Below are 17,975 nucleotides of genomic sequence, written 5' to 3'. Positions count from 1 at the left end.
ACGCAAAGAGTCAGGTTCCCGTTATGCCGCAAAGCAATCTCGCTCCCGTCCCGGAGCTGTATGTCTCTCATGAATCCGCCCTGAAACTGAAAGACGAGGCCGGCAACCTGCCCTCCTGGGACCTGACCCCGCGTCAGATCTGCGACCTCGAACTGCTGATGAATGGTGGCTTCAACCCGCTCAAGGGTTTCCTGAGCGAAGCCGATTACGACAATGTCGTCGAAAACATGCGCCTCGCCGATGGCGCGCTCTGGCCGATGCCGATCACGCTCGACGTGTCGGAGAAGTTCGCCGAAGGGCTTGAACCCGGCCAGGACATCGCGCTGCGCGATCAGGAAGGCGTCATCCTCGCGATCCTCTCGGTCACCGACAAATGGGTGCCGAACAAGGCCCGCGAAGCCGAGAAAGTGTTTGGCGCGGATGACCTCGCCCACCCGGCGGTGAACTATCTGCACAACGTGGCCGGCCCCGTCTATCTGGGTGGTCCGATCACCGGCATCCAGCAGCCTGTCCACTACGACTTCAAAGGCCGCCGCGACACCCCGAACGAGCTGCGCGCCTATTTCCGCAAGCTCGGCTGGCGCAAGGTCGTGGCGTTCCAGACCCGCAACCCGCTGCACCGCGCCCACCAGGAACTGACCTTCCGCGCCGCGCGCGAAGCCCAGGCCAACCTGCTGATCCACCCGGTCGTCGGCATGACCAAGCCGGGCGACGTCGACCACTTCACCCGCGTGCGCTGCTACGAGGCGGTGCTCGACAAATACCCGCAATCGACGACGACCATGTCGCTGCTGAACCTTGCGATGCGCATGGCTGGCCCGCGTGAGGCCGTCTGGCACGGGCTGATCCGCGCGAACCACGGCTGCACCCATTTCATCGTCGGCCGCGACCACGCAGGCCCGGGCAAGAACAGCCAAGGTCAGGATTTCTACGGCCCCTACGACGCGCAAGAGCTGTTCAAACAGCATGCGGACGAGATCGGCATCGAAATGGTGGACTTCAAGCACATGGTCTATGTGCAAGAGAAAGCCCAGTATTTCCCGGTTTCCGAGGTTCCCGAAGGCGACACCGTGCTCGATATCTCGGGCACCGAACTGCGCCGCCGCCTGCGCGAAGGTCTGGAGATCCCGGAATGGTTCTCCTTCCCCGAGGTGGTGCAGGAACTGCGCCGCACCTCGCCGCCGCGCGCCAAGCAGGGCTTCACCGTGTTCTTCACCGGCCTCTCCGGCTCGGGCAAATCGACCATCGCCAACGCGCTCATGGTCAAGCTGATGGAGATGGGTGGCCGCCCGGTGACGCTGCTCGATGGCGACGTCGTCCGCAAGCATCTGTCCTCGGAACTCGGCTTCTCGAAAGAGCACCGTGACATCAACATCAAGCGCATCGGCTATGTCGCCTCCGAGATCACCAAGAACGGCGGCATCGCGATCTGTGCGCCGATCGCGCCCTACACCGCGACCCGTCGTGCTGTGCGCGAGATGATCGAGGCCTATGGCGCCTTCGTCGAGGTCCATGTCGCAACCTCGATCGAGGAATGCGAAGCGCGTGACCGCAAGGGGCTCTACAAGCTCGCCCGCGAAGGCAAGATCAAAGAGTTCACCGGCATCTCGGACCCCTACGAGGCACCGACCGCGGCCGAGCTGGTCGTCGACACCAAGGACGTCGATGTCGACCACTGCGCCCATCAGGTGATCCTCAAGCTCGAGGCGATGGGGCTCATCAAGGCCTGATCGCACGACCGCGAAACAAGAACGCCCCGGAAAGGTCCGGGGCGTTTTCCATTTGTGGGATGGCTCTGCGATCGGTCAGTGCACGCTCACGGGCGCGAGATCATTCTGCCGGGCCAGCACAAAGGCCAGACCGCGATCCTTGACCAGCGCGAGCCGCTCGCCATTCGTGTCATGCACCGCATAGAGCCGGTCCACCCCACCCAGCTGCGACTGCAACTCCTCTGGCAGATCGGCCACCGCGACGGGGCGCACATAGACAATGCGCTCTTCGCCGGTTTCCGGCCCAAAATCATATTTCACATCCATGGTGTGCCTCCTTACCTGCGCCGGATCGGGATCGTCTGCACGACCGGATCGGGCTGCGCGCGTTTCAGGTCGATATGCAGCAAGCCGTTCTCAAGGCCCGCCCCCGCGACCTCTACGCCTTCGGCAAGCACGAAGCTGCGTTGAAAGGCGCGCGCCGCGATCCCGCGATGCAGGAACACCCGCTCGCCCGTTTCCTCGGCCTGCCGTCCCCGGATGACCAACGCACGGTCTTCCATAGTGATGGCCAGATCGCCCTCGGCGAAACCGGCCACCGCGAGCGTGATGCGGAAGGCATCGGACGCGGATTGTTCGATATTGTAAGGGGGATAGGCATCGGAGCCGGACTTGGCCGTCCGCTCGACAAGACGCTCCAACTGGTCAAAGCCCAGCAGGTAGGGATGTGCGCCAAAGCTCAATTTCGTCATCAGGCAAGCCCTTGATCTAAGCGACATTGCTCATATCGGGCCCCGACCATCGGCGGCCCGTTAACGCCAATATGGGAAGCCTGACTTCCCGCCGCAAGAGGTGCGCGCATCGGGCGCAGCGATGATTTTCCCCCCGCAAGGGCCCGATTTTGTTATATTCGTTTCATGCCGCCGCGACTCAGGCGGCCTGTCTTGAAATCGGAAGCCCGGATATGAACGCCCATATCGAAATGGACCCGGAAGAGGTGCTCCGTGTGAAACTCGAAGTCCTGCGCCGCGAGCACCGCGACCTCGACGAAGCGATCCATGCGCTGATGGAGGCCCGCCACCCCGATCAGTTGCGGCTGGTGCGGCTCAAGAAGCACAAACTCGTTCTCAAGGACGAGATCGCGCGGATTGAGGACAAGCTGACCCCCGACATCATCGCCTGAGCCACAGCGCCGCGCGTTTTGCCCAACACCACTTGCCGTTGCGGCCCGTGCGCCTATAGTGCGCGCTCCATTTGAAGGGGACGAAAATGGCCGTCAAAGTCGGAATCATCATGGGCAGCCAGTCGGATTGGCCGACGATGCGCGAAGCGGCCCTGATCCTGGAAGAGCTGGGCATTGCCTATGAGAAAAAGATCGTCTCGGCGCACCGCACGCCCGACCGGCTTTGGGACTACGGCAAGACGGCTGCGGATCGCGGGCTGCATGTGATCATCGCAGGCGCGGGCGGCGCGGCCCACCTTCCCGGAATGATGGCGTCGAAAACCCGTGTGCCGGTGATCGGCGTTCCGGTCCAGACCCGTGCGCTTTCCGGTGTGGACAGCCTCTATTCCATCGTGCAGATGCCCAAGGGCTTCCCGGTCGCCACCATGGCCATCGGTGCGGCAGGGGCGGCCAATGCGGGGCTGATGGCGGCGGGGATCCTTGCAATCTCCGACCCAGAGCTTGCGGCGCGTCTCGATGACTGGCGCGCGGCGCTTTCGGCCTCGATCCCGGATGAACCGCAGGATGAATGAGATGCTTAACCCCGGCGCGACGATCGGTATTCTGGGCGGTGGCCAGTTGGGCCGTATGCTCTCGGTCGCGGCTGCCCGCCTCGGTTTCAAGACCCATATCTTCGAACCCGGTGCGAACCCGCCCGCAGGCCATGTCGCAGAGCGCGTGATCACCGCCGCCTATGAGGACGAAGAGGCGCTGCGCCGCTTTGCCGACGGCGTCGATGTCATCACCTATGAGTTCGAGAACATCCCGACCTCGGCGCTCGACCTGCTAGAAAGCCTGCGCCCGATCCGCCCCAACCGCAAAGCGCTGGCGGTCAGTCAGGACCGGCTGGTCGAAAAGGCCTTTCTGAACGAACTGGGTCTGGCAACCGCACCCTTCGCGGCTGTGGATGACGCCACCGATCTGGCCGAGGCGATTGCCGAGATCGGCTGCCCCGCGATCCTCAAAACGCGCCGCTTCGGCTATGACGGCAAAGGCCAGGTACGTCTGAAAAGTGAAAGCGACGCGGAAACCGCGCTGGCCGACATGGCGGGCGCGCCCTCGATCCTCGAAAGGTTCGTGGATTTCACCGCCGAGATTTCCGTGATCGCGGCTCGCAACCCCTCGGGCGAAGTGGCCTGCTTCGATCCGGGCGAAAACGTGCATAAATCCGGCATTCTGCACACCACCACCGTGCCCGCGCGCATCACCGAGGCGCAACGCACGGATGCCGTCCTGATGGCTGCCAAGATCCTGAATAAGCTGGACTATATCGGCGTGATGGGCGTGGAGCTTTTCGTCACGCCGAAGGGGCTGATCGTCAACGAGATAGCGCCGCGTGTTCACAATTCCGGACATTGGACCCAAGCAGGCTGCACCGTCGATCAGTTTGAGCAGCATATCCGCGCCGTGGCGGGTTGGTCCTTGGGCGACGGCGCGCGTTATGCCGATGTCGAGATGCTGAACCTGATCGGCGACGATGTTGAAAAACTGCAAGATCTGGCGAAGCAGCCGCGCACGCAAATCCATCTTTACGGCAAGAGCGAAGCGAAGCCCGGTCGCAAGATGGGCCATGTGAACCGCGTCCTCTGAACTCGGATGGGGGGGGCACCGCCCCCCCCGGGCCTGCCCCGCGCCGCAGTATTTCGAGATTCAGGAAGGTCAGCCGCGCTTGAGCGAAAGCGCAATGCCGCCGAGTACCAGCGCCGCCGAAAGCCAGAACCGCGCCTCCGGAATTTCAGCAAGGATCACCGCCCCGCCCAGCGCAGCAATGATCGGCACGGAAAGCTGTGCGATGGCGGCGAGGCTTGCGGGGATCTGCGGTAGCACGCGATACCAGAGCGCATAGCCCAGCCCCGAAGTGATCGCGCCAGAGGCCAGCGCGGGCCAGATGCCCCAAGTCTCTCCCTGACCCTGATCCTGCGCAACCGCCAGCCAGATGAAGGCGAGAGGTGTTGCCAGCGCGAAGTTGAGCGCCGTGGCCGCCAGCGGGTCGCGGCTGCGACGACCGTTGAGTGAGTAAAGACCCCAGCCGATCCCGGCCAGCGCCATCAGGCCAAATCCGCGCGGGTCAATCGGCCCGCCACCCGCTGGCAAGAGGAGCAGCGCCAAGCCCGAGAGCGCCAGCCCCGCACCGATCCAGCGCCAGCGCGAGATCGGTTCGCGCATCACCAGCGCCCCGGCGAGCATCGTGATCTGCACAGAGCCAAACAATGTGAGCGCCCCCACGCCCGCGTCGATAAGCCCCGACGCAATCGAGAAGCCGAAGATATAGAGGAACAGCGTCGCCACCCCGACCCCGACGACCGAAGGCGCGAGCCGCAGGGTCTTGGCTCCCCGCAGCGCCAGCGTCAGCAGCAGAAGCACCGCCGCCCCCGAGCCAAGCCTAAGAACCGCCACATAGGCCGGCCCCAGCCCCGCCCCAAACACGGCCCAGCGGTTCAGGACCGAATTCGCCGCGAAGGCCACCATGACGAGAGCTGTGAGCAAAACCAGACGCATCCCGGCACAGTGACCGCCCCGCCAGTCCGGCGCAATCGCAACTTTGGTGGAATTCAGCGTGTGGTCAGCGCCTTGAACGCCGCGCCCCAGCTCATTTCTGGTACAAAGGCACCGCTGTCGAGGAAGGCGATGGTCTCCACGATCACGCGCGGGTCATTCATCATCCAGGTATGCGTCACCGGCAGCGTGATGTGGTCGCTCATCCCCGCGATCCGCGTATTCTCGACCGAGACCTTACCATCGTCCGTGCCTTCGATCATCGCCGAGGTGATCGGATTGACGGTCTGGTTCCCGGCAATCACCCCAAGGTCAAAAGTGACTTCAGGCAGTTGTGCCGGAATGTCCTCGGACGAGGTCCCAAGTCGCACACCCGCTGGGCCGTTGAACCACTCGAACCATGCCTGTTCACCAAAGATATCGACGATCTCCGAGCCGCCATTGGGCGGGGCCAGCATCACCACGCGTCCCATGCGTTCAGGATGGGACAGCGCCCAAAGCTGCACGAGAATGCCGCCCATCGAATGTGTCACGAAATCAATGCGGTCAACCTCGCCGCAGCTCGCGACGGCCGGGTCGATATAGCCCACAAGCGTGCCGAGCCCGGCCTCGGTCGAGGGATAGCCCGCGTTGATCACGGACCCGCCCCGTGCCTTCAGCGCGGTTTCCATCAACAGGAGGGAATTCGGCGAGCGGGCAAGCCCGTGCAACAGCACGGTGCAGTCGGCCTGCGCAGGCAGACCAGAGAGAAACAGGAAACCTAAAGCGCGCAACCACATGGCCGGAAGATAGCGCATCCTCCGGCCGGGGCCAGCGGCTTATTTCGTGGAATACATGCCTTCGTAGATCGGCGTCAGCGTGTCGGTCTCAAAGAGCGAACTGACAGAGGTGCCCGACCACGTATTCAAGATGGCCTGCGCAAACATCGGTGCGGTCGGCACGATGCGGATGTTCTTGCAGCCGAGCACGGCTTCGGTCGGCTGGATCGAGTCGGTGATGACCAGGGATTTCATGACCGAGTTGGAAATCCGCTCGACCGCCGGACCGGAGAGCACGCCATGGGTGATGTAGGAATGAACCTCGGTCGCGCCGTTCTCGATCAGCACCTCTGCCGCTTTGCACAGCGTGCCCGCGGTGTCGCAAATATCGTCGACGATGATACATTTCTTGCCGGTCACGTCCCCGATCACGGTCATGCCCGCGACCTCGCCCGCCTTCTCGCGGCGCTTATCGACGATGGCGAGGGGTGCATTGATCCGCTTGGCAAGCTCGCGTGCCCGCGCCACGCCGCCCACGTCGGGCGAAATGACCATGACGTCTTCGAGCTGCCCTTTGAAATGGTGCAGGATGTCGAGCGCGAAGACCGGGCTCGCATAGAGGTTATCCACCGGGATGTCGAAAAAGCCCTGGATCTGCGCCGCGTGCAGGTCGAGAGTCAGGATGCGGTCCACGCCCGCTTCGGTCAGAAGGTTCGCCACCAGCTTGGCCGAGATCGGCGTGCGGGCCTTGGCGCGACGATCCTGCCGCGCATAGCCGAAATAGGGGATCACGGCGGTGATGCGATCCGCCGAAGACCGGCGCAGCGCGTCGGTGATAATCAGCAGTTCCATCAGGTTGTCATTGGCCGGGTTCGAGGTCGGCTGGATCACATACATATCCTCGCCGCGCACGTTCTCGTAGACTTCGACGAAGATCTCCTGGTCGTTGAAGCGCTCGACGCGGGCATCGACCAGCCCCACCGACATGCCACGATGCATCGACATCCGCCGCGCGATGGCTTGGGCGAGCGGTTTGTTCGCGTTGCCGGAAATCAGTTTCGGTTCGGTCATGGCAGGCATCGGGCAGCTTCCTTGAGGGGGCGGGACGCAGCGTCCCGGAGGGATTCGCAAGATTGCACCCCGATTAGCACCGGGCTAGCGTGGTCGCAAACGTCACGCGCGCGCGAGGGGTGCCCAATGACCCATATTGATTACTTTTTCTCCGTTTTCTCGCCATGGACCTATCTGGCTGGGCTGCGGCTAGAGGAAATTGCTTCGCGGCACGGGGCCGAGGTGACTTACAAACCGCTCGACCTGATGGCGCTCTTTGACCGGACATCCGGGGTGCGCCCTGCACAGCGGCATCCGAACCGGATGACCTACCGGATGCAGGAATTGCAGCGTTGGGCCGCACATCTGGGCATGGAGATGAATTTCACCCCCACGATCTATCCGCCCAACCCGGCGCCTGCCTCTTACGCGATCATTGCCGCGCAAAAGGCCGGCGGCGGCGATGTCGGGGGCCTCGTGCATGGCATCGCCCGCGCACTCTGGGCCGAGGACAAAGACATTGCGCAGGACGAGGTGCTGCGCGCCTGTCTGGAGGCGAACGGTTTCGATCCGAACCTCGTGGCGACGGGCCTCTTCGACGGTGCCATCGCATACGAGAAAAACCTCGACGAGGCGGTGGAGCGCGGGGCCTTCGGCTCGCCCTTTTACATCGTGCGCGAAAGCGATCAGCGGTTCTGGGGACAAGACCGCCTGTCCTTCCTCGACGAACATCTCGGGAGCCTCTGATGCCGCTTGATACCCGCTTGGGCCAGGAGATTTTCTGGCAGCAGATCGGTCATGGCCCGCGCCCGGCGCTGGCGATCCATTGCACGCTCGGCGCGAGCCAGCTTTGGGCCCCGGTGCTGGAGCCGTTGGGCGATCAGATCACCGCGACGCTCTTCGATCAGCCCAATCACGGGCGGAGCGCCGGTTGGGACGCGACAGAGGCCGAGGCCGGAGCCTTCCAGCGCCTCGTGACGCAGATCGCTGCCAGCTTCATCGACCGCCCGGTGGACCTCTTGGGGCACAGCTTCGGCGCTTCGGTCGCGCTGCGGATCGCGGTCGCCGCCCCCGAAGCGGTGCGCAGCCTGACCCTTGTCGAGCCAGTGCTCTTCGCAGCCCTCCCCGACACCCATCCCGAATGGCAGGCCTTACGCGCAAAGCAGGACCATCTGGAACAGATGATCGCCGAGGGCAATCTGGAACGCGCCGCCGCCGCCTTCATGCATGACTGGGGCGCAGGCGCGCCATGGGAAACCCTGCCCGAGCATCAGCGCGCGCGGTTCATCCAGCAGATGCCGATGGTCGGCAATATTTCGAGCGCGAATTTCGAAGACCCCGGCGGCATCGCGCGCGAGGGGGGCATGGAGACGATCGACGCGCCGGTTCTGATCGTGCATGGCGACAGCTCGCCGCCGATCATGCCCCATGTCGCTGAAGCCATCGCCGCGCGCCTTCAGGATGTCGGCACAGCCTGTGTGCCGGGGGCGGGACATATGTTGCCCGTCACGCATCAGGCGCAACTGACGGAGCTGATCGCGCTTAATCTGGAACGCAGCTAGGCGCGCTCAGGTCAGCGGCGGGATGATGTAATCTTCCCAGTCTTCCTCGGGAATTTCCGCCTCGGAGACGGTCCAGCCGCGCACCGACTCGCCCGCCTCATGCACGCTCTCGTGCGAGCCGGAAATCAGGTAGTGCCATTCGGGCAGCTTCTCGCCATCGAAGCGCAGCCGATACGCGCAGGTCTCGGGCATCCAATAGGCGATGTCGTCGATATTGCGCGGGCTGAGGCTCACACATTCGGGGACATATTTGTGCCGGGTCTCGTATTTGAGACAACGGCACGCCTCGCCATCGAGCAGCTTGCACGCGACGCGGGTAAAGGCCAACTCGCCCGTATCCTCATATTCCAGCTTGTTGAGACAGCACTTCCCGCAGCCATCGCAAAGCGCCTCCCACTCGGCGGGCGTCAGCTCGGCAAGGGGCAATTCCCAGAATTTCGGACGCAGCGCGCTCATGCCGAGAGGATCTCACGCGCGCGGGCGCAATCCGCAGTCATCTGCGCGACCAGCGCGTCCAGCCCGTCGAATTTGCCCTCGGGGCGCAGATATTCGACCAGCGCGACGGACATGTGTTGCCCGTACAGATCGCCCTCGAAATCGAAGATATAGGTCTCGAGGCTCGGCTTGCGGCCATCGAACATCGGCGAGATACCCAGATTGGCCGCGCCGATATAGCTTCCGGCCTGCGGCCCCGTCAGGACATCGCATTTGACCGCGTAAACGCCCTGACGCGGCAGATGCAACCCGTCGAGCGCCATATTCGCGGTCGGGAACCCGAGTTCACGGCCCTTCTTGTGACCGTGCAGCACCTCGCCCTCAAGCCGGTGCAGGTGGCCCAGCATCGCCGCCGCATCGCCCGGGCGGCCTTCGGCCAGCGCGTTGCGGATCGCCGTCGAGGAAACCTCGACCCCTTCCACATGCAGAAGCGGCGCGATGGTGACGTCAAAGCCAAAGGCCTTGCCCATCTCGATCAGTTCCGCCGTGCCCGCCGCGCGTCCCTTGCCGAAACGGAAATCGCCGCCGACCGCGACATGGGCAACGCCCAATCCCTCGGCCAAAACCTCGCGGACGAATTGCTCCGGGTCCATCCCAGCCAGTTCCGCCCCAAAGGGCAGCTCATAAAGCTCCGCGACGCCCAGCTTCTCAAGCCGGTTGGCCCGTGCTTCGGGGTTCATCAGCCGGAAGGGCGGCGCGTCGGGTGCGAAATACTCCCGCGGGTGAGGCTCGAAGGTGATGATGCCCAAGGGCGCGCCATGCCCGCGCGCCAGATTGATCACCGATTGATGGCCCAGGTGCACCCCGTCGAAATTGCCCATGGCGACAGAGGCGCCTTTCGACGCCTCGGGCAGACCCTTCCAATGGGTATGGATGCGCATCCGATGATCCTCGCCGCACCGGCGAGGCCGCCGGTCAGTTCACGCCCGCGACGGCGCCAGAACCTGCGCCTCGCCCTTGATGACCACCGTATCGCCCACCGAGCACAGGGTTTCAAGGGTGACACGACGCCGCTTGGGGTCGACCTCAAGAACCTTCACCTCGGCCAGCACCTCATCGCCCGGACGCACCGGCGCGAGGAACTTGAGGCTCTGGCCCATATAGATCGTGCCATGGCCCGGAAGCTGCTCACCAATCACCGCCGAAATCAGCCCCGCACTCAGCATGCCATGCGCGATGCGGCCCTTGAACATGGTCGCACTGGCGTAGGCATCATCGAGATGCACCGGGTTCCGGTCCGTCGAGACCTGCGCGAACATCTCGATATCCTCGTCCGTGATGACCTTGCGCAGGCTGCGCACCATCCCGACTTCGAGATCCTCGACATAAATCGTGCCAACTTGCGGTGTATCAAGCGTCATGACTGATCCTGAACGATGTTTCGTGTTGCCGCGCGCTTAGCATGCACCGCGCCTGAATCGCAAGTGACCGCGCAACTTATTTGCCAAAAATGACCATAACGTCGCAATAAAGTTGCGAGGCCGTCGCGTGCCTTCAGCGCAGCCGCCCGATCGAATAGAGCGGGTCCTGCTGGCGGGCGGCCAGCCAACTGCGCAACAATTCGGCGTCAGGCGCGTCGATATCCGATCCGAACTGGTCATGCGCAAGCCCTCCGGTCACGAACAGCGTGTCGATCCCCTCACCCACGGCCCCCGAGATATCGGTGTTGATCCCATCGCCCACCGCCAGAATGCGCCCCTCATCCGCGCCACCCAGCGCGCTCAGCCGGCGCCGCGCGAGATCGTAGATCGGCGGGTGCGGCTTGCCGAAGTAGAGCGCCTCGCCCCCCATCTCTTCATAGAGCGCGGCCAGCGCTCCCGCGCAGTAGATACGGCGGTCGCCCAGATCGACGACGATATCGGGGTTGGCGCACAGCATCGGCAGGCCGCGCGTCTTGGCGGCAAGGAATTTCGGACGGTAATCCTCGGGCACTTCATTGATCTCATCGAACGGCCCGGTGCAGACGATGCCCTCGGCCTCGTCAAAGCTCACGCGCTCCACGTCGGCTTGCCCTTGCCATTCTTCCGGCACCTGCGTGAAGAACCCGTTGTCTTTCTCCGGCCCCAGATGCCAGACCTTGCGGCCCACAGCACCCGCGAACATCGCGTCCTGCGCCGCATCGCCCGAAGACACGATCAGGTCATAGGCATCCTGCGGCACGCCCATCTTGTCGAGCGTCGCCTTGACGAAAGGCGCGGGCCGCGGGGCGTTGGTCAAGAGAACCACGCGCCCACCCTTGGCCCGGAACGCCTGTAGCGCCGCTACCGCCTCGGGGAACGGCGCCACACCGTTATGCAGGCACCCCCACAAATCGCAGAACAACGCGTCATAAGGCGCGGAAATCTCGGCAAGCGAAGAGATGATCGTGGTCATGGCGGCTCCCTCGGATCGAAATGGCGGACACCCGCCCCGTCGCTTTATGTCGCCCCGGGCCGCGAAGCGCAACGGCCCGCCCCTTTCCTCAAACCCGAAATACGCCGGGGATGAATGGGTCCTGGCCCACAGGGCGGCAACGCCCCCCACGCCCCCCATAGAAAAAGGGGCGCGGGTTGCCCCACGCCCCTCGATCATTCAGGCGATCCCGGCTCAGGCCTTGAGGTTCGGGATGATCTGCTTCTTGCGCGACATGATGCCCGGCAGAACGACGGTATCGCCCGACACCGAGCAACCGAAGGACGCCTCGGCAATCTGCTTCACGGTGTCGTTCGGCACCAGCAAAGTCGCCTCTTCGTTCAGGATGTCGACCACGAAGAGCAGCACTTCATGTGCGCCATCTTCTTTCGCAACGCCCGGCATCGCCGCCATCAGCGCATCCTTGCGGTCGAGGATCATCTTCGGCGCAGTGGTTTCGAGAACCGAGACACGCAGATCGGTCGCGCCGACGGTGTATTCCTTGGAGTCCATGCGCAGCAGTTCGGCCTCGGAGAAGGCCGAGACATCCGACTTCGCCTCGAACATCGCGGTGGCAAGCTCACCCATATCGACGCCAAGATCCTTGGCCAGCGCTTCGCAAACGGCCTTGTCGTGATCGGTGGTGGTCGGCGAACGGAATTCCAGCGTGTCCGAGAGGATGCACGACAGCATCGCACCCTTGATACCGCGCGGCGCCTTGGCCACGTCATCGCCCATCAGGTCATACATGATGGTGGCGGTGCAGGCGAGCGGGCGGATGGTGATGTCGATCGGGCCCTTGGTCTCGAGACCGCCGACCAGCTTGTGGTGGTCGATAATCGCGGTGATGTCGGCGCCGTTGATCCCTGCGGGCAGTTCGGCGGGGTTGTTGGTGTCGACGATGACGACTTTCTCACCCTCGGACACGTCTGAGATGATCGCGGGCTTCGGCAGGTCCCAGTGCTTGAGAACGAAGGCGGCTTCGGTGTTGGGCTCACCCAGCAGCACGGCCTCGGCGGGCACGCCTTTGACTTCGTTCAGATACCACGCCCAGACAATCGGCGAGCCGGTGGAGTCGGTATCGGGGGCCTTGTGGCCGAGAACCTTGGTGGTCATGTCAAACCTCGGAAATTGCGGTAATTGCGGATTCCGGGCGCTTATAGGCCCAAGCGCGCCTGTTGTCATGCCCCTTTCGCGCTTGCAGAAAAGCGCCTCTCACTCCAGCGGACGAACCTCCCAGCCCCGCTCCGCCAAGAGGTTCAGCACGCCCTCCTCTCCCGGCATGTGAAGCGCGCCCGCCGCAACGACCAAAGGCCCCTCGGACGCCGCCTCCTCGATCACCGCAATCCACGCCCGATTGCGCGCGAGCACCAGCTCTTCCTCGGCCTCGGCACTCATCGCGTCGAACTCGGCCTCGGTGAACATCGCGCCCGCGTCGAGGCGACCGAAATACTGCCCTAACTCCCAGATCAGCTGGATATCTTCGTCGAAATAGCTCTCGACCATGGTGTGGGTCATGTCATCCCCGCGCGCCGCATTGACCAGCGACATGCGCAGCGCGATCAGTTCCTCTTCGGGCGTCATATCAAGGAACAGGTGAAACAGCGTGTCATAGGGCTCCAGCGCGCGCACCTGCACCCCCGCCCCAAGCGCCGCCTGCATCACCAACTTGTCGAGCCCAAGCTGCCCGGCTTGCAATTCCTGCATCACGCAGGGGCTGAAGGCGAGCATCATCGACAGGAACCAAGGCTGCATCTTGGCGGCGAGGAACGGCGGAAAGCCGCGCGCCTCGGCCGCCTGCGAGAGCGCCAGCCACTCAGCCTCGGTCAGACGCTCGGGCAATGTCGGCCCCGCCGTCTTGAACATCATGTCCGGTTGCGTCGTCATCGCGGATTGCAGCGCGGCCTCTTCCTCGGGACCGGCCTCGACCAACAGCGTCTGCGCCGAGCCGATCGCGGACTGCAACCGATCCAGCACCGCCTCGTGGCGCGAGTCGGGCAGATGCAGCGTCCCGACAAAGGTCACGACCTGATTGCCCTTCGTCGCTTGCCACAAGATCCCCCGCGCATAGGGCACGGCCTCGGCCTGCGCGCGCAGTGACGCGCTTTGATCCGGGGTCAACTCCGCACGCAGATCGGCCCCCACACATTCGGCCTGAAGCGAACCGGCAAGCCCGAGCACAGCGACAACGACAACTAAGAAACGAACGAACATGAAACCTCCGAGGCTTTGCCGCACAGTGCCACGCGCGCCGCTCCCGGTAAACACCGGCCCGCCCATGCTGCGCCGCAGCGAATTTTTCGCAAAATTTTCGCGGTTCCGGGTGTTGACACCTGCGGGGGGCAGTGACTAACTCCCCCGTCGTTAGCACTCACCCCATATGAGTGCTAAAACCCACAAACCTGGAACCTTAGGGAGTGACCCAGATGGCATTCAAACCGCTTCATGACCGTGTGCTGGTCAAGCGCGTCGAGAGCGAAGAAAAAACCAAGGGCGGCCTGATCATCCCCGATAGCGCCAAGGAAAAACCGGCAGAGGGCGAAGTCGTCGCCACCGGCGAAGGCGCACGCAAGGATTCGGGCGAGCTGATCGCACCGTCCGTCAAGGCGGGTGATCGCGTGCTCTTTGGCAAATGGTCGGGCACCGAAGTGACCCTCGACGGCCAAGAATACCTCATCATGAAAGAAAGCGACATCATGGGCATCATCGGCTGAGCCGATCCCCACTGACACGCTGAACTTCCAACGAAATACCAAGTCAGGAGCCAAAAATCATGGCAGCCAAGGACGTCAAATTCTCGACCGATGCCCGCGATCGCATGCTCAAGGGCGTGAACATCCTCGCCGATGCGGTCAAGGTCACGCTCGGCCCGAAAGGCCGCAACGTCGTCATCGAAAAATCCTTCGGCGCACCGCGCATCACCAAGGACGGTGTGTCGGTTGCGAAGGAGATCGAACTTTCGGACAAGTTCGAAAACATGGGCGCGCAAATGGTGAAAGAAGTCGCCTCGCGCACCAATGACGAGGCTGGCGACGGCACCACCACCGCGACCGTGCTCGCGCAAGCGATCGTCAAGGAAGGCATGAAAGCCGTGGCCGCGGGCATGAACCCGATGGACCTCAAGCGCGGCATCGACATGGCAACCACCAAAGTCGTCGAGGCCATCAAGGCCGCCGCCCGTCCGGTGAAAGACTCGGACGAAGTCGCCCAGGTCGGCACCATCTCGGCCAACGGCGAAGCCACCATCGGCCGCTTCATCGCAGACGCGATGCAGAAAGTCGGCAACGAGGGTGTCATCACCGTCGAAGAAAACAAAGGCATGGAAACCGAGGTTGAAGTCGTCGAAGGCATGCAATTCGACCGCGGCTACCTCTCGCCCTACTTCGTGACCAACCCCGACAAGATGGTCGCGGAACTCGAAGACTGCCTCATCCTGCTGCACGAGAAGAAACTCTCGTCGCTCCAGCCGATGGTCCCGCTGCTCGAGTCGGTCATCCAGTCGAACAAGCCGCTGCTGATCATCGCGGAAGACGTCGAAGGCGAAGCGCTCGCGACCCTCGTGGTCAACAAGCTGCGCGGCGGCCTGAAGATCGCAGCCGTGAAAGCACCGGGCTTCGGCGATCGCCGCAAGGCCATGCTGCAGGACATCGCGATCCTGACCGGCGGTCAGGTGATCTCGGAAGACCTCGGCATGAAGCTCGAAAACGTCGGCATGGACATGCTTGGCACCGCCAAGAAAGTTCAGATCACCAAAGAAAACACCACCATCGTGGACGGTGCCGGTGACAAGGCCGAGATCGAAGCGCGCGTCGCTCAGATCCGCACGCAGATCGAAGAAACCACCAGCGATTACGACCGCGAGAAGCTGCAAGAGCGTGTTGCGAAACTCGCAGGCGGCGTGGCCGTGATCCGCGTTGGCGGCATGACCGAGGTCGAAGTGAAAGAGCGCAAAGACCGTGTGGACGACGCTCTGAACGCAACCCGCGCCGCTGTCCAAGAGGGCATCGTCGTGGGCGGTGGCGTCGCTCTGGTGCAAGGCGGCAAGGCTCTGGCCGACCTGACCGGTGCGAACTCGGATCAGGACGCTGGTATCGCCATCGTGCGCCGCGCCCTCGAAGCGCCGATGCGTCAGATCGCAGAGAACGCCGGTGTGGACGGTGCGGTCGTGGCCGGCAAGGTCCGCGAATCGGCCGACCTGAGCTTCGGCTTCAACGCGCAAACCGAAGAATATGGCGACATGTTCAAGTTCGGCGTCATCGACCCGGCCAAAGTGACCCGCACCGCGCTTGAAGACGCGGCATCGGTTGCTGGCCTGCTGATCACCACCGAAGCGATGGTGGCCGAGAAGCCGGAACCCAAAGGCGCAGCCGGCGGCATGCCCGACATGGGCGGCATGGGCGGCATGGGCGGCATGATGTAATCAGCCGCTCCCGCGACGGGACTGGGAAGGGCGCCTCTCGGGGCGCCCTTTTCCATGGGAGGCGGGCTCTCTTGCGCTCGCCCCTGCCCCATGCTCAGATTTGCATTCACACGGAGCGGGCCGACCGCTCCACCACGAAGAGGTATCCGGTGTTCGATCTCGTCATTTTCGACTGCGATGGCGTGCTCATCGATTCCGAGATCATCAGCGCCCAGATGCTGGTCGAAGAACTCGCGCCGCTCGGCGTGCGGATCGACCTCGACTATGTCGCGCGGCATTTCCTCGGGCGCTCCTATCCGATCGTGATGAAACAGATCCGCTACGAGTTCGGCCTCGACCTGCCCGAGAGTTTCGAGACCCGCTACCGCGCCCGGCTCCTCGATCGGTTCGAGACCGAATTACGGGTCATGCCGGGCGTCACCGAAGTGCTTGACCGGCTTCGCGTGCCGTGGTGCGTGGCCACCTCGTCGAGCCGTCCGCGCGCTGAGCGCTCGCTTGAAATCGCAGGCCTCCGGGGCCGCGTGGGCCAGCGGCTCTACACCGCAAGCCAGGTCGCGCATGGCAAACCTGCGCCCGACCTCTTCAACCTCGCCGCCCATGAAATGCGTGCCGATCCAGAGCGTTGCCTTGTGATCGAAGACAGCCTGAACGGCATCCGCGCGGGGCTTGCGGCAGGGATGCAGGTCTGGCGCTTTACCGGCGGCAGCCACCTTCAGGGGCGCGATCTCAGCCCCCCCGACAACGCCCGCCCCGCACGGGAATTTGCGTCTTTCGAAAAATTCTTCCAGATTGAGCCAAGCCTCGGGAGAATGGCATGAACGGTGTGATCAAGGTCGAAGCGACGCCTCAGGATGAGGCCGCCCGCGCCGGGTGGCTCTACTATGTGGGCGGGCTGACGCAGGATCAGATCGCCGCCGAGATGGGGGTGTCCCGGCAGCGCGCACAGCGGCTCGTGAGCCGCGCGACCGCCGATGGGCTGGTCCATGTGCGCCTCGAACACAAGATCACCGCCTGCCTCGAATTGGAAACCGCGCTGTGCAAACGTTTCGGGCTGCGGATCTGCCGCGTGGCGCCCTCGCTTCCCGACGGGAGCGACCCGGCCCGCGCCTTCGCACCGCTCGCCGCCGCGCTCGTCGAACAGGTCCTCGCCCGCCCCGATCCACAGGTCATCGCCTTCGGCACAGGCCGCGCGTTGAGCGTCATGGTCGAGGAACTGACGCCCACCCCTGCGAGCCAACACAAGATCGTCTCACTGATCGGCAACATCGCCCCCGATGGCTCGGCGAGCTTCTACGATGTCATCATGCGCATCGCCGACAAGCTTCAGGTGCCGCATTACCCGATGCTCGTCCCGGTCATCAGCGAAACGCCCGCCGAGCGCGCGCTCTTCAACCGCCTGAAGCCCGTGCAATCGGTGTTGCAACTCGCGGGCGACGCCGACGCGACCTTTGTCGGCGTGGGCCAGATGGGTGACGACGCGCCGCTTTTCAAGGATGGGTTCATCACCCGCGCCGAATTGAGCGATCTGCAAAAGGCAGGCGCCGTGGGCGAGGTCGTGGGCGGCGTATTCGACGCACAGGGGCGTTACATCGACACCGAGACCACGGCCCGGATCGGCTCGATCCGGCTGGAACCCGGCCGCGCCGCAAGCGTGATCGGAATCGCGGGCGGCGCGGCCAAGCTGGCCGCGATTCGGGGCGCGATCACGGGGCGGCTCATCAACGGGCTCGTCACCGACGAACGCACAGCGCGCGCATTGCTCGCACAGGACTGAAAGAAATCAGAACGATAGCCCTAAGCCCCGCCCTCCCGCGCGGGGCTTTCGCAGCTGTGAGGACCCTTCCGCAGGTCTGGCAAAATTCCATGTTGACT

At 63.7% G+C, this 17,975-nt stretch carries 21 protein-coding genes; 10 read left to right on the top strand and 11 right to left on the bottom strand.

What is annotated here, in order from left to right; genetic code table 11:
• Positions 1-23 precede the first annotated feature (23 nt).
• The gene (locus tag P0X85_RS10955; RefSeq protein ID WP_275812849.1) at positions 24-1,730 is read left to right on the top strand and encodes a bifunctional sulfate adenylyltransferase/adenylylsulfate kinase; all 1,707 of its coding nucleotides are present in this window, start codon (positions 24-26) and stop codon (positions 1,728-1,730) included.
• Between the two features lie 75 nt (positions 1,731-1,805).
• On the opposite strand, the gene P0X85_RS10950 is transcribed toward P0X85_RS10955, so the two are convergent.
• Positions 1,806-2,036 (bottom strand): DUF1150 family protein, encoded by a 231-nt coding sequence (locus P0X85_RS10950; RefSeq protein WP_275812846.1) that lies wholly within the window; start codon positions 2,034-2,036, stop codon positions 1,806-1,808.
• An 11-nt stretch (positions 2,037-2,047) separates the two neighbouring features.
• A complete protein-coding gene (locus P0X85_RS10945; protein WP_275812843.1) occupies positions 2,048-2,461 on the bottom strand; it encodes an Hsp20 family protein in 414 nt (137 codons plus the stop codon).
• A gap of 212 nt (positions 2,462-2,673) precedes the next feature.
• On the opposite strand from P0X85_RS10945, the gene P0X85_RS10940 reads away from it, so the two are divergent.
• The 3 genes from P0X85_RS10940 to P0X85_RS10930 all read left to right on the top strand — a co-directional run bounded on the left by P0X85_RS10940 (position 2,674) and on the right by P0X85_RS10930 (position 4,521).
• A complete protein-coding gene (locus P0X85_RS10940) occupies positions 2,674-2,892 on the top strand; it encodes a YdcH family protein (protein ID WP_275812840.1) in 219 nt (72 codons plus the stop codon).
• An 86-nt stretch (positions 2,893-2,978) separates the two neighbouring features.
• On the top strand, positions 2,979-3,464 hold the full coding sequence (gene purE / locus P0X85_RS10935) for a 5-(carboxyamino)imidazole ribonucleotide mutase (protein ID WP_275812837.1): 486 nt from the start codon (positions 2,979-2,981) through the stop codon (positions 3,462-3,464).
• The gene (locus P0X85_RS10930) at positions 3,457-4,521 is read left to right on the top strand and encodes a 5-(carboxyamino)imidazole ribonucleotide synthase (protein WP_275812834.1); all 1,065 of its coding nucleotides are present in this window, start codon (positions 3,457-3,459) and stop codon (positions 4,519-4,521) included. The genes purE and P0X85_RS10930 overlap by 8 nt, the downstream gene beginning before the upstream one ends.
• 69 nt (positions 4,522-4,590) lie before the next feature.
• On the opposite strand, the gene P0X85_RS10925 is transcribed toward P0X85_RS10930, so the two are convergent.
• The 3 genes from P0X85_RS10925 to P0X85_RS10915 form a co-directional block, all read right to left on the bottom strand.
• On the bottom strand, positions 4,591-5,418 hold the full coding sequence (locus tag P0X85_RS10925) for a DMT family transporter (protein ID WP_338030529.1): 828 nt from the start codon (positions 5,416-5,418) through the stop codon (positions 4,591-4,593).
• A 65-nt stretch (positions 5,419-5,483) separates the two neighbouring features.
• Positions 5,484-6,224 (bottom strand): alpha/beta fold hydrolase, encoded by a 741-nt coding sequence (locus P0X85_RS10920; RefSeq protein WP_275812828.1) that lies wholly within the window; start codon positions 6,222-6,224, stop codon positions 5,484-5,486.
• A 21-nt stretch (positions 6,225-6,245) separates the two neighbouring features.
• Positions 6,246-7,265, bottom strand: coding sequence for a ribose-phosphate pyrophosphokinase (locus P0X85_RS10915; protein WP_275812825.1), 1,020 nt, complete (start codon positions 7,263-7,265; stop codon positions 6,246-6,248).
• Between the two features lie 117 nt (positions 7,266-7,382).
• Here P0X85_RS10915 and P0X85_RS10910 point away from each other — a divergent pair, with 117 nt between their 5' ends.
• Together P0X85_RS10910 and P0X85_RS10905 are read left to right on the top strand one after the other, a co-directional pair.
• Entirely contained in the window at positions 7,383-7,982 is a 600-nt protein-coding gene (locus tag P0X85_RS10910) for a 2-hydroxychromene-2-carboxylate isomerase (protein ID WP_275812822.1), read from the top strand.
• A complete protein-coding gene (locus P0X85_RS10905; protein ID WP_275812820.1) occupies positions 7,982-8,797 on the top strand; it encodes an alpha/beta fold hydrolase in 816 nt (271 codons plus the stop codon). The genes P0X85_RS10910 and P0X85_RS10905 overlap by 1 nt, the downstream gene beginning before the upstream one ends.
• A 6-nt stretch (positions 8,798-8,803) precedes the next feature.
• Here the strand turns inward: P0X85_RS10905 and P0X85_RS10900 are convergent, their stop codons facing one another.
• From P0X85_RS10900 to P0X85_RS10875, 6 genes are all read right to left on the bottom strand, one after another.
• Entirely contained in the window at positions 8,804-9,253 is a 450-nt protein-coding gene (locus tag P0X85_RS10900) for a YcgN family cysteine cluster protein (protein WP_275812817.1), read from the bottom strand.
• Entirely contained in the window at positions 9,250-10,173 is a 924-nt protein-coding gene (locus P0X85_RS10895) for a bifunctional riboflavin kinase/FAD synthetase (protein ID WP_275812814.1), read from the bottom strand. Before P0X85_RS10895 ends, P0X85_RS10900 begins: the two co-directional genes overlap by 4 nt.
• A gap of 39 nt (positions 10,174-10,212) precedes the next feature.
• The gene (locus tag P0X85_RS10890) at positions 10,213-10,653 is read right to left on the bottom strand and encodes a MaoC family dehydratase (RefSeq protein WP_275812812.1); all 441 of its coding nucleotides are present in this window, start codon (positions 10,651-10,653) and stop codon (positions 10,213-10,215) included.
• 133 nt (positions 10,654-10,786) lie between these two features.
• Positions 10,787-11,665, bottom strand: a complete 879-nt coding sequence (locus P0X85_RS10885) for a TIGR01459 family HAD-type hydrolase (protein ID WP_275812809.1) — start codon at positions 11,663-11,665, stop codon at positions 10,787-10,789.
• A 213-nt stretch (positions 11,666-11,878) separates the two neighbouring features.
• Positions 11,879-12,799, bottom strand: coding sequence for a manganese-dependent inorganic pyrophosphatase (locus P0X85_RS10880; RefSeq protein WP_275812806.1), 921 nt, complete (start codon positions 12,797-12,799; stop codon positions 11,879-11,881).
• A gap of 99 nt (positions 12,800-12,898) precedes the next feature.
• Positions 12,899-13,897: a TraB/GumN family protein gene (locus P0X85_RS10875; RefSeq protein WP_275812803.1), complete on the bottom strand. Its 999-nt coding sequence runs from the start codon at positions 13,895-13,897 to the stop codon at positions 12,899-12,901.
• A gap of 212 nt (positions 13,898-14,109) precedes the next feature.
• Here P0X85_RS10875 and groES point away from each other — a divergent pair, with 212 nt between their 5' ends.
• The 4 genes from groES to P0X85_RS10855 all read left to right on the top strand — a co-directional run bounded on the left by groES (position 14,110) and on the right by P0X85_RS10855 (position 17,877).
• A complete protein-coding gene (groES, locus tag P0X85_RS10870) occupies positions 14,110-14,397 on the top strand; it encodes a co-chaperone GroES (protein WP_275812800.1) in 288 nt (95 codons plus the stop codon).
• A gap of 59 nt (positions 14,398-14,456) precedes the next feature.
• Positions 14,457-16,103, top strand: a complete 1,647-nt coding sequence (gene groL, locus P0X85_RS10865) for a chaperonin GroEL (protein ID WP_275812795.1) — start codon at positions 14,457-14,459, stop codon at positions 16,101-16,103.
• 149 nt (positions 16,104-16,252) lie between these two features.
• Positions 16,253-16,921, top strand: a complete 669-nt coding sequence (locus tag P0X85_RS10860) for an HAD family hydrolase (protein ID WP_275812792.1) — start codon at positions 16,253-16,255, stop codon at positions 16,919-16,921.
• Positions 16,918-17,877: a sugar-binding transcriptional regulator gene (locus P0X85_RS10855; RefSeq protein WP_275812789.1), complete on the top strand. Its 960-nt coding sequence runs from the start codon at positions 16,918-16,920 to the stop codon at positions 17,875-17,877. The genes P0X85_RS10860 and P0X85_RS10855 overlap by 4 nt, the downstream gene beginning before the upstream one ends.
• The last annotated feature ends 98 nt before the right edge of the window (positions 17,878-17,975 follow it).

Origin of the sequence: Pseudothioclava nitratireducens, from assembly GCF_029210495.1 — a bacterium.
In the GTDB taxonomy this organism is placed as follows: Bacteria; Pseudomonadota; Alphaproteobacteria; order Rhodobacterales; family Rhodobacteraceae; genus Pseudothioclava; species Pseudothioclava nitratireducens.
Note: the sequence above shows the minus strand (reverse complement) of the source record. Positions and strands in the feature narration are given on the sequence as shown.

Bases quoted from the DNA above. Each gene is read 5' to 3' on its own strand.
- groL (WP_275812795.1), top strand. From the start codon at position 14,457: ATGGCAGCCAAGGACGTCAAATTCTCGACCGATGCCCGCGATCGCATG.
- P0X85_RS10895 (WP_275812814.1), bottom strand. From the start codon at position 10,173: ATGCGCATCCATACCCATTGGAAGGGTCTGCCCGAGGCGTCGAAAGGC.
- P0X85_RS10915 (WP_275812825.1), bottom strand. From the start codon at position 7,265: ATGCCTGCCATGACCGAACCGAAACTGATTTCCGGCAACGCGAACAAA.
- P0X85_RS10940 (WP_275812840.1), top strand. From the start codon at position 2,674: ATGAACGCCCATATCGAAATGGACCCGGAAGAGGTGCTCCGTGTGAAA.
- P0X85_RS10855 (WP_275812789.1), top strand. From the start codon at position 16,918: ATGAACGGTGTGATCAAGGTCGAAGCGACGCCTCAGGATGAGGCCGCC.
- groES (WP_275812800.1), top strand. From the start codon at position 14,110: ATGGCATTCAAACCGCTTCATGACCGTGTGCTGGTCAAGCGCGTCGAG.
- P0X85_RS10905 (WP_275812820.1), top strand. From the start codon at position 7,982: ATGCCGCTTGATACCCGCTTGGGCCAGGAGATTTTCTGGCAGCAGATC.
- P0X85_RS10875 (WP_275812803.1), bottom strand. From the start codon at position 13,897: ATGTTCGTTCGTTTCTTAGTTGTCGTTGTCGCTGTGCTCGGGCTTGCC.
- P0X85_RS10890 (WP_275812812.1), bottom strand. From the start codon at position 10,653: ATGACGCTTGATACACCGCAAGTTGGCACGATTTATGTCGAGGATCTC.
- P0X85_RS10920 (WP_275812828.1), bottom strand. From the start codon at position 6,224: ATGCGCTATCTTCCGGCCATGTGGTTGCGCGCTTTAGGTTTCCTGTTT.
- P0X85_RS10910 (WP_275812822.1), top strand. From the start codon at position 7,383: ATGACCCATATTGATTACTTTTTCTCCGTTTTCTCGCCATGGACCTAT.
- P0X85_RS10950 (WP_275812846.1), bottom strand. From the start codon at position 2,036: ATGGATGTGAAATATGATTTTGGGCCGGAAACCGGCGAAGAGCGCATT.
- P0X85_RS10945 (WP_275812843.1), bottom strand. From the start codon at position 2,461: ATGACGAAATTGAGCTTTGGCGCACATCCCTACCTGCTGGGCTTTGAC.
- P0X85_RS10955 (WP_275812849.1), top strand. From the start codon at position 24: ATGCCGCAAAGCAATCTCGCTCCCGTCCCGGAGCTGTATGTCTCTCAT.
- P0X85_RS10930 (WP_275812834.1), top strand. From the start codon at position 3,457: ATGAATGAGATGCTTAACCCCGGCGCGACGATCGGTATTCTGGGCGGT.
- P0X85_RS10885 (WP_275812809.1), bottom strand. From the start codon at position 11,665: ATGACCACGATCATCTCTTCGCTTGCCGAGATTTCCGCGCCTTATGAC.
- P0X85_RS10880 (WP_275812806.1), bottom strand. From the start codon at position 12,799: ATGACCACCAAGGTTCTCGGCCACAAGGCCCCCGATACCGACTCCACC.
- purE (WP_275812837.1), top strand. From the start codon at position 2,979: ATGGCCGTCAAAGTCGGAATCATCATGGGCAGCCAGTCGGATTGGCCG.
- P0X85_RS10900 (WP_275812817.1), bottom strand. From the start codon at position 9,253: ATGAGCGCGCTGCGTCCGAAATTCTGGGAATTGCCCCTTGCCGAGCTG.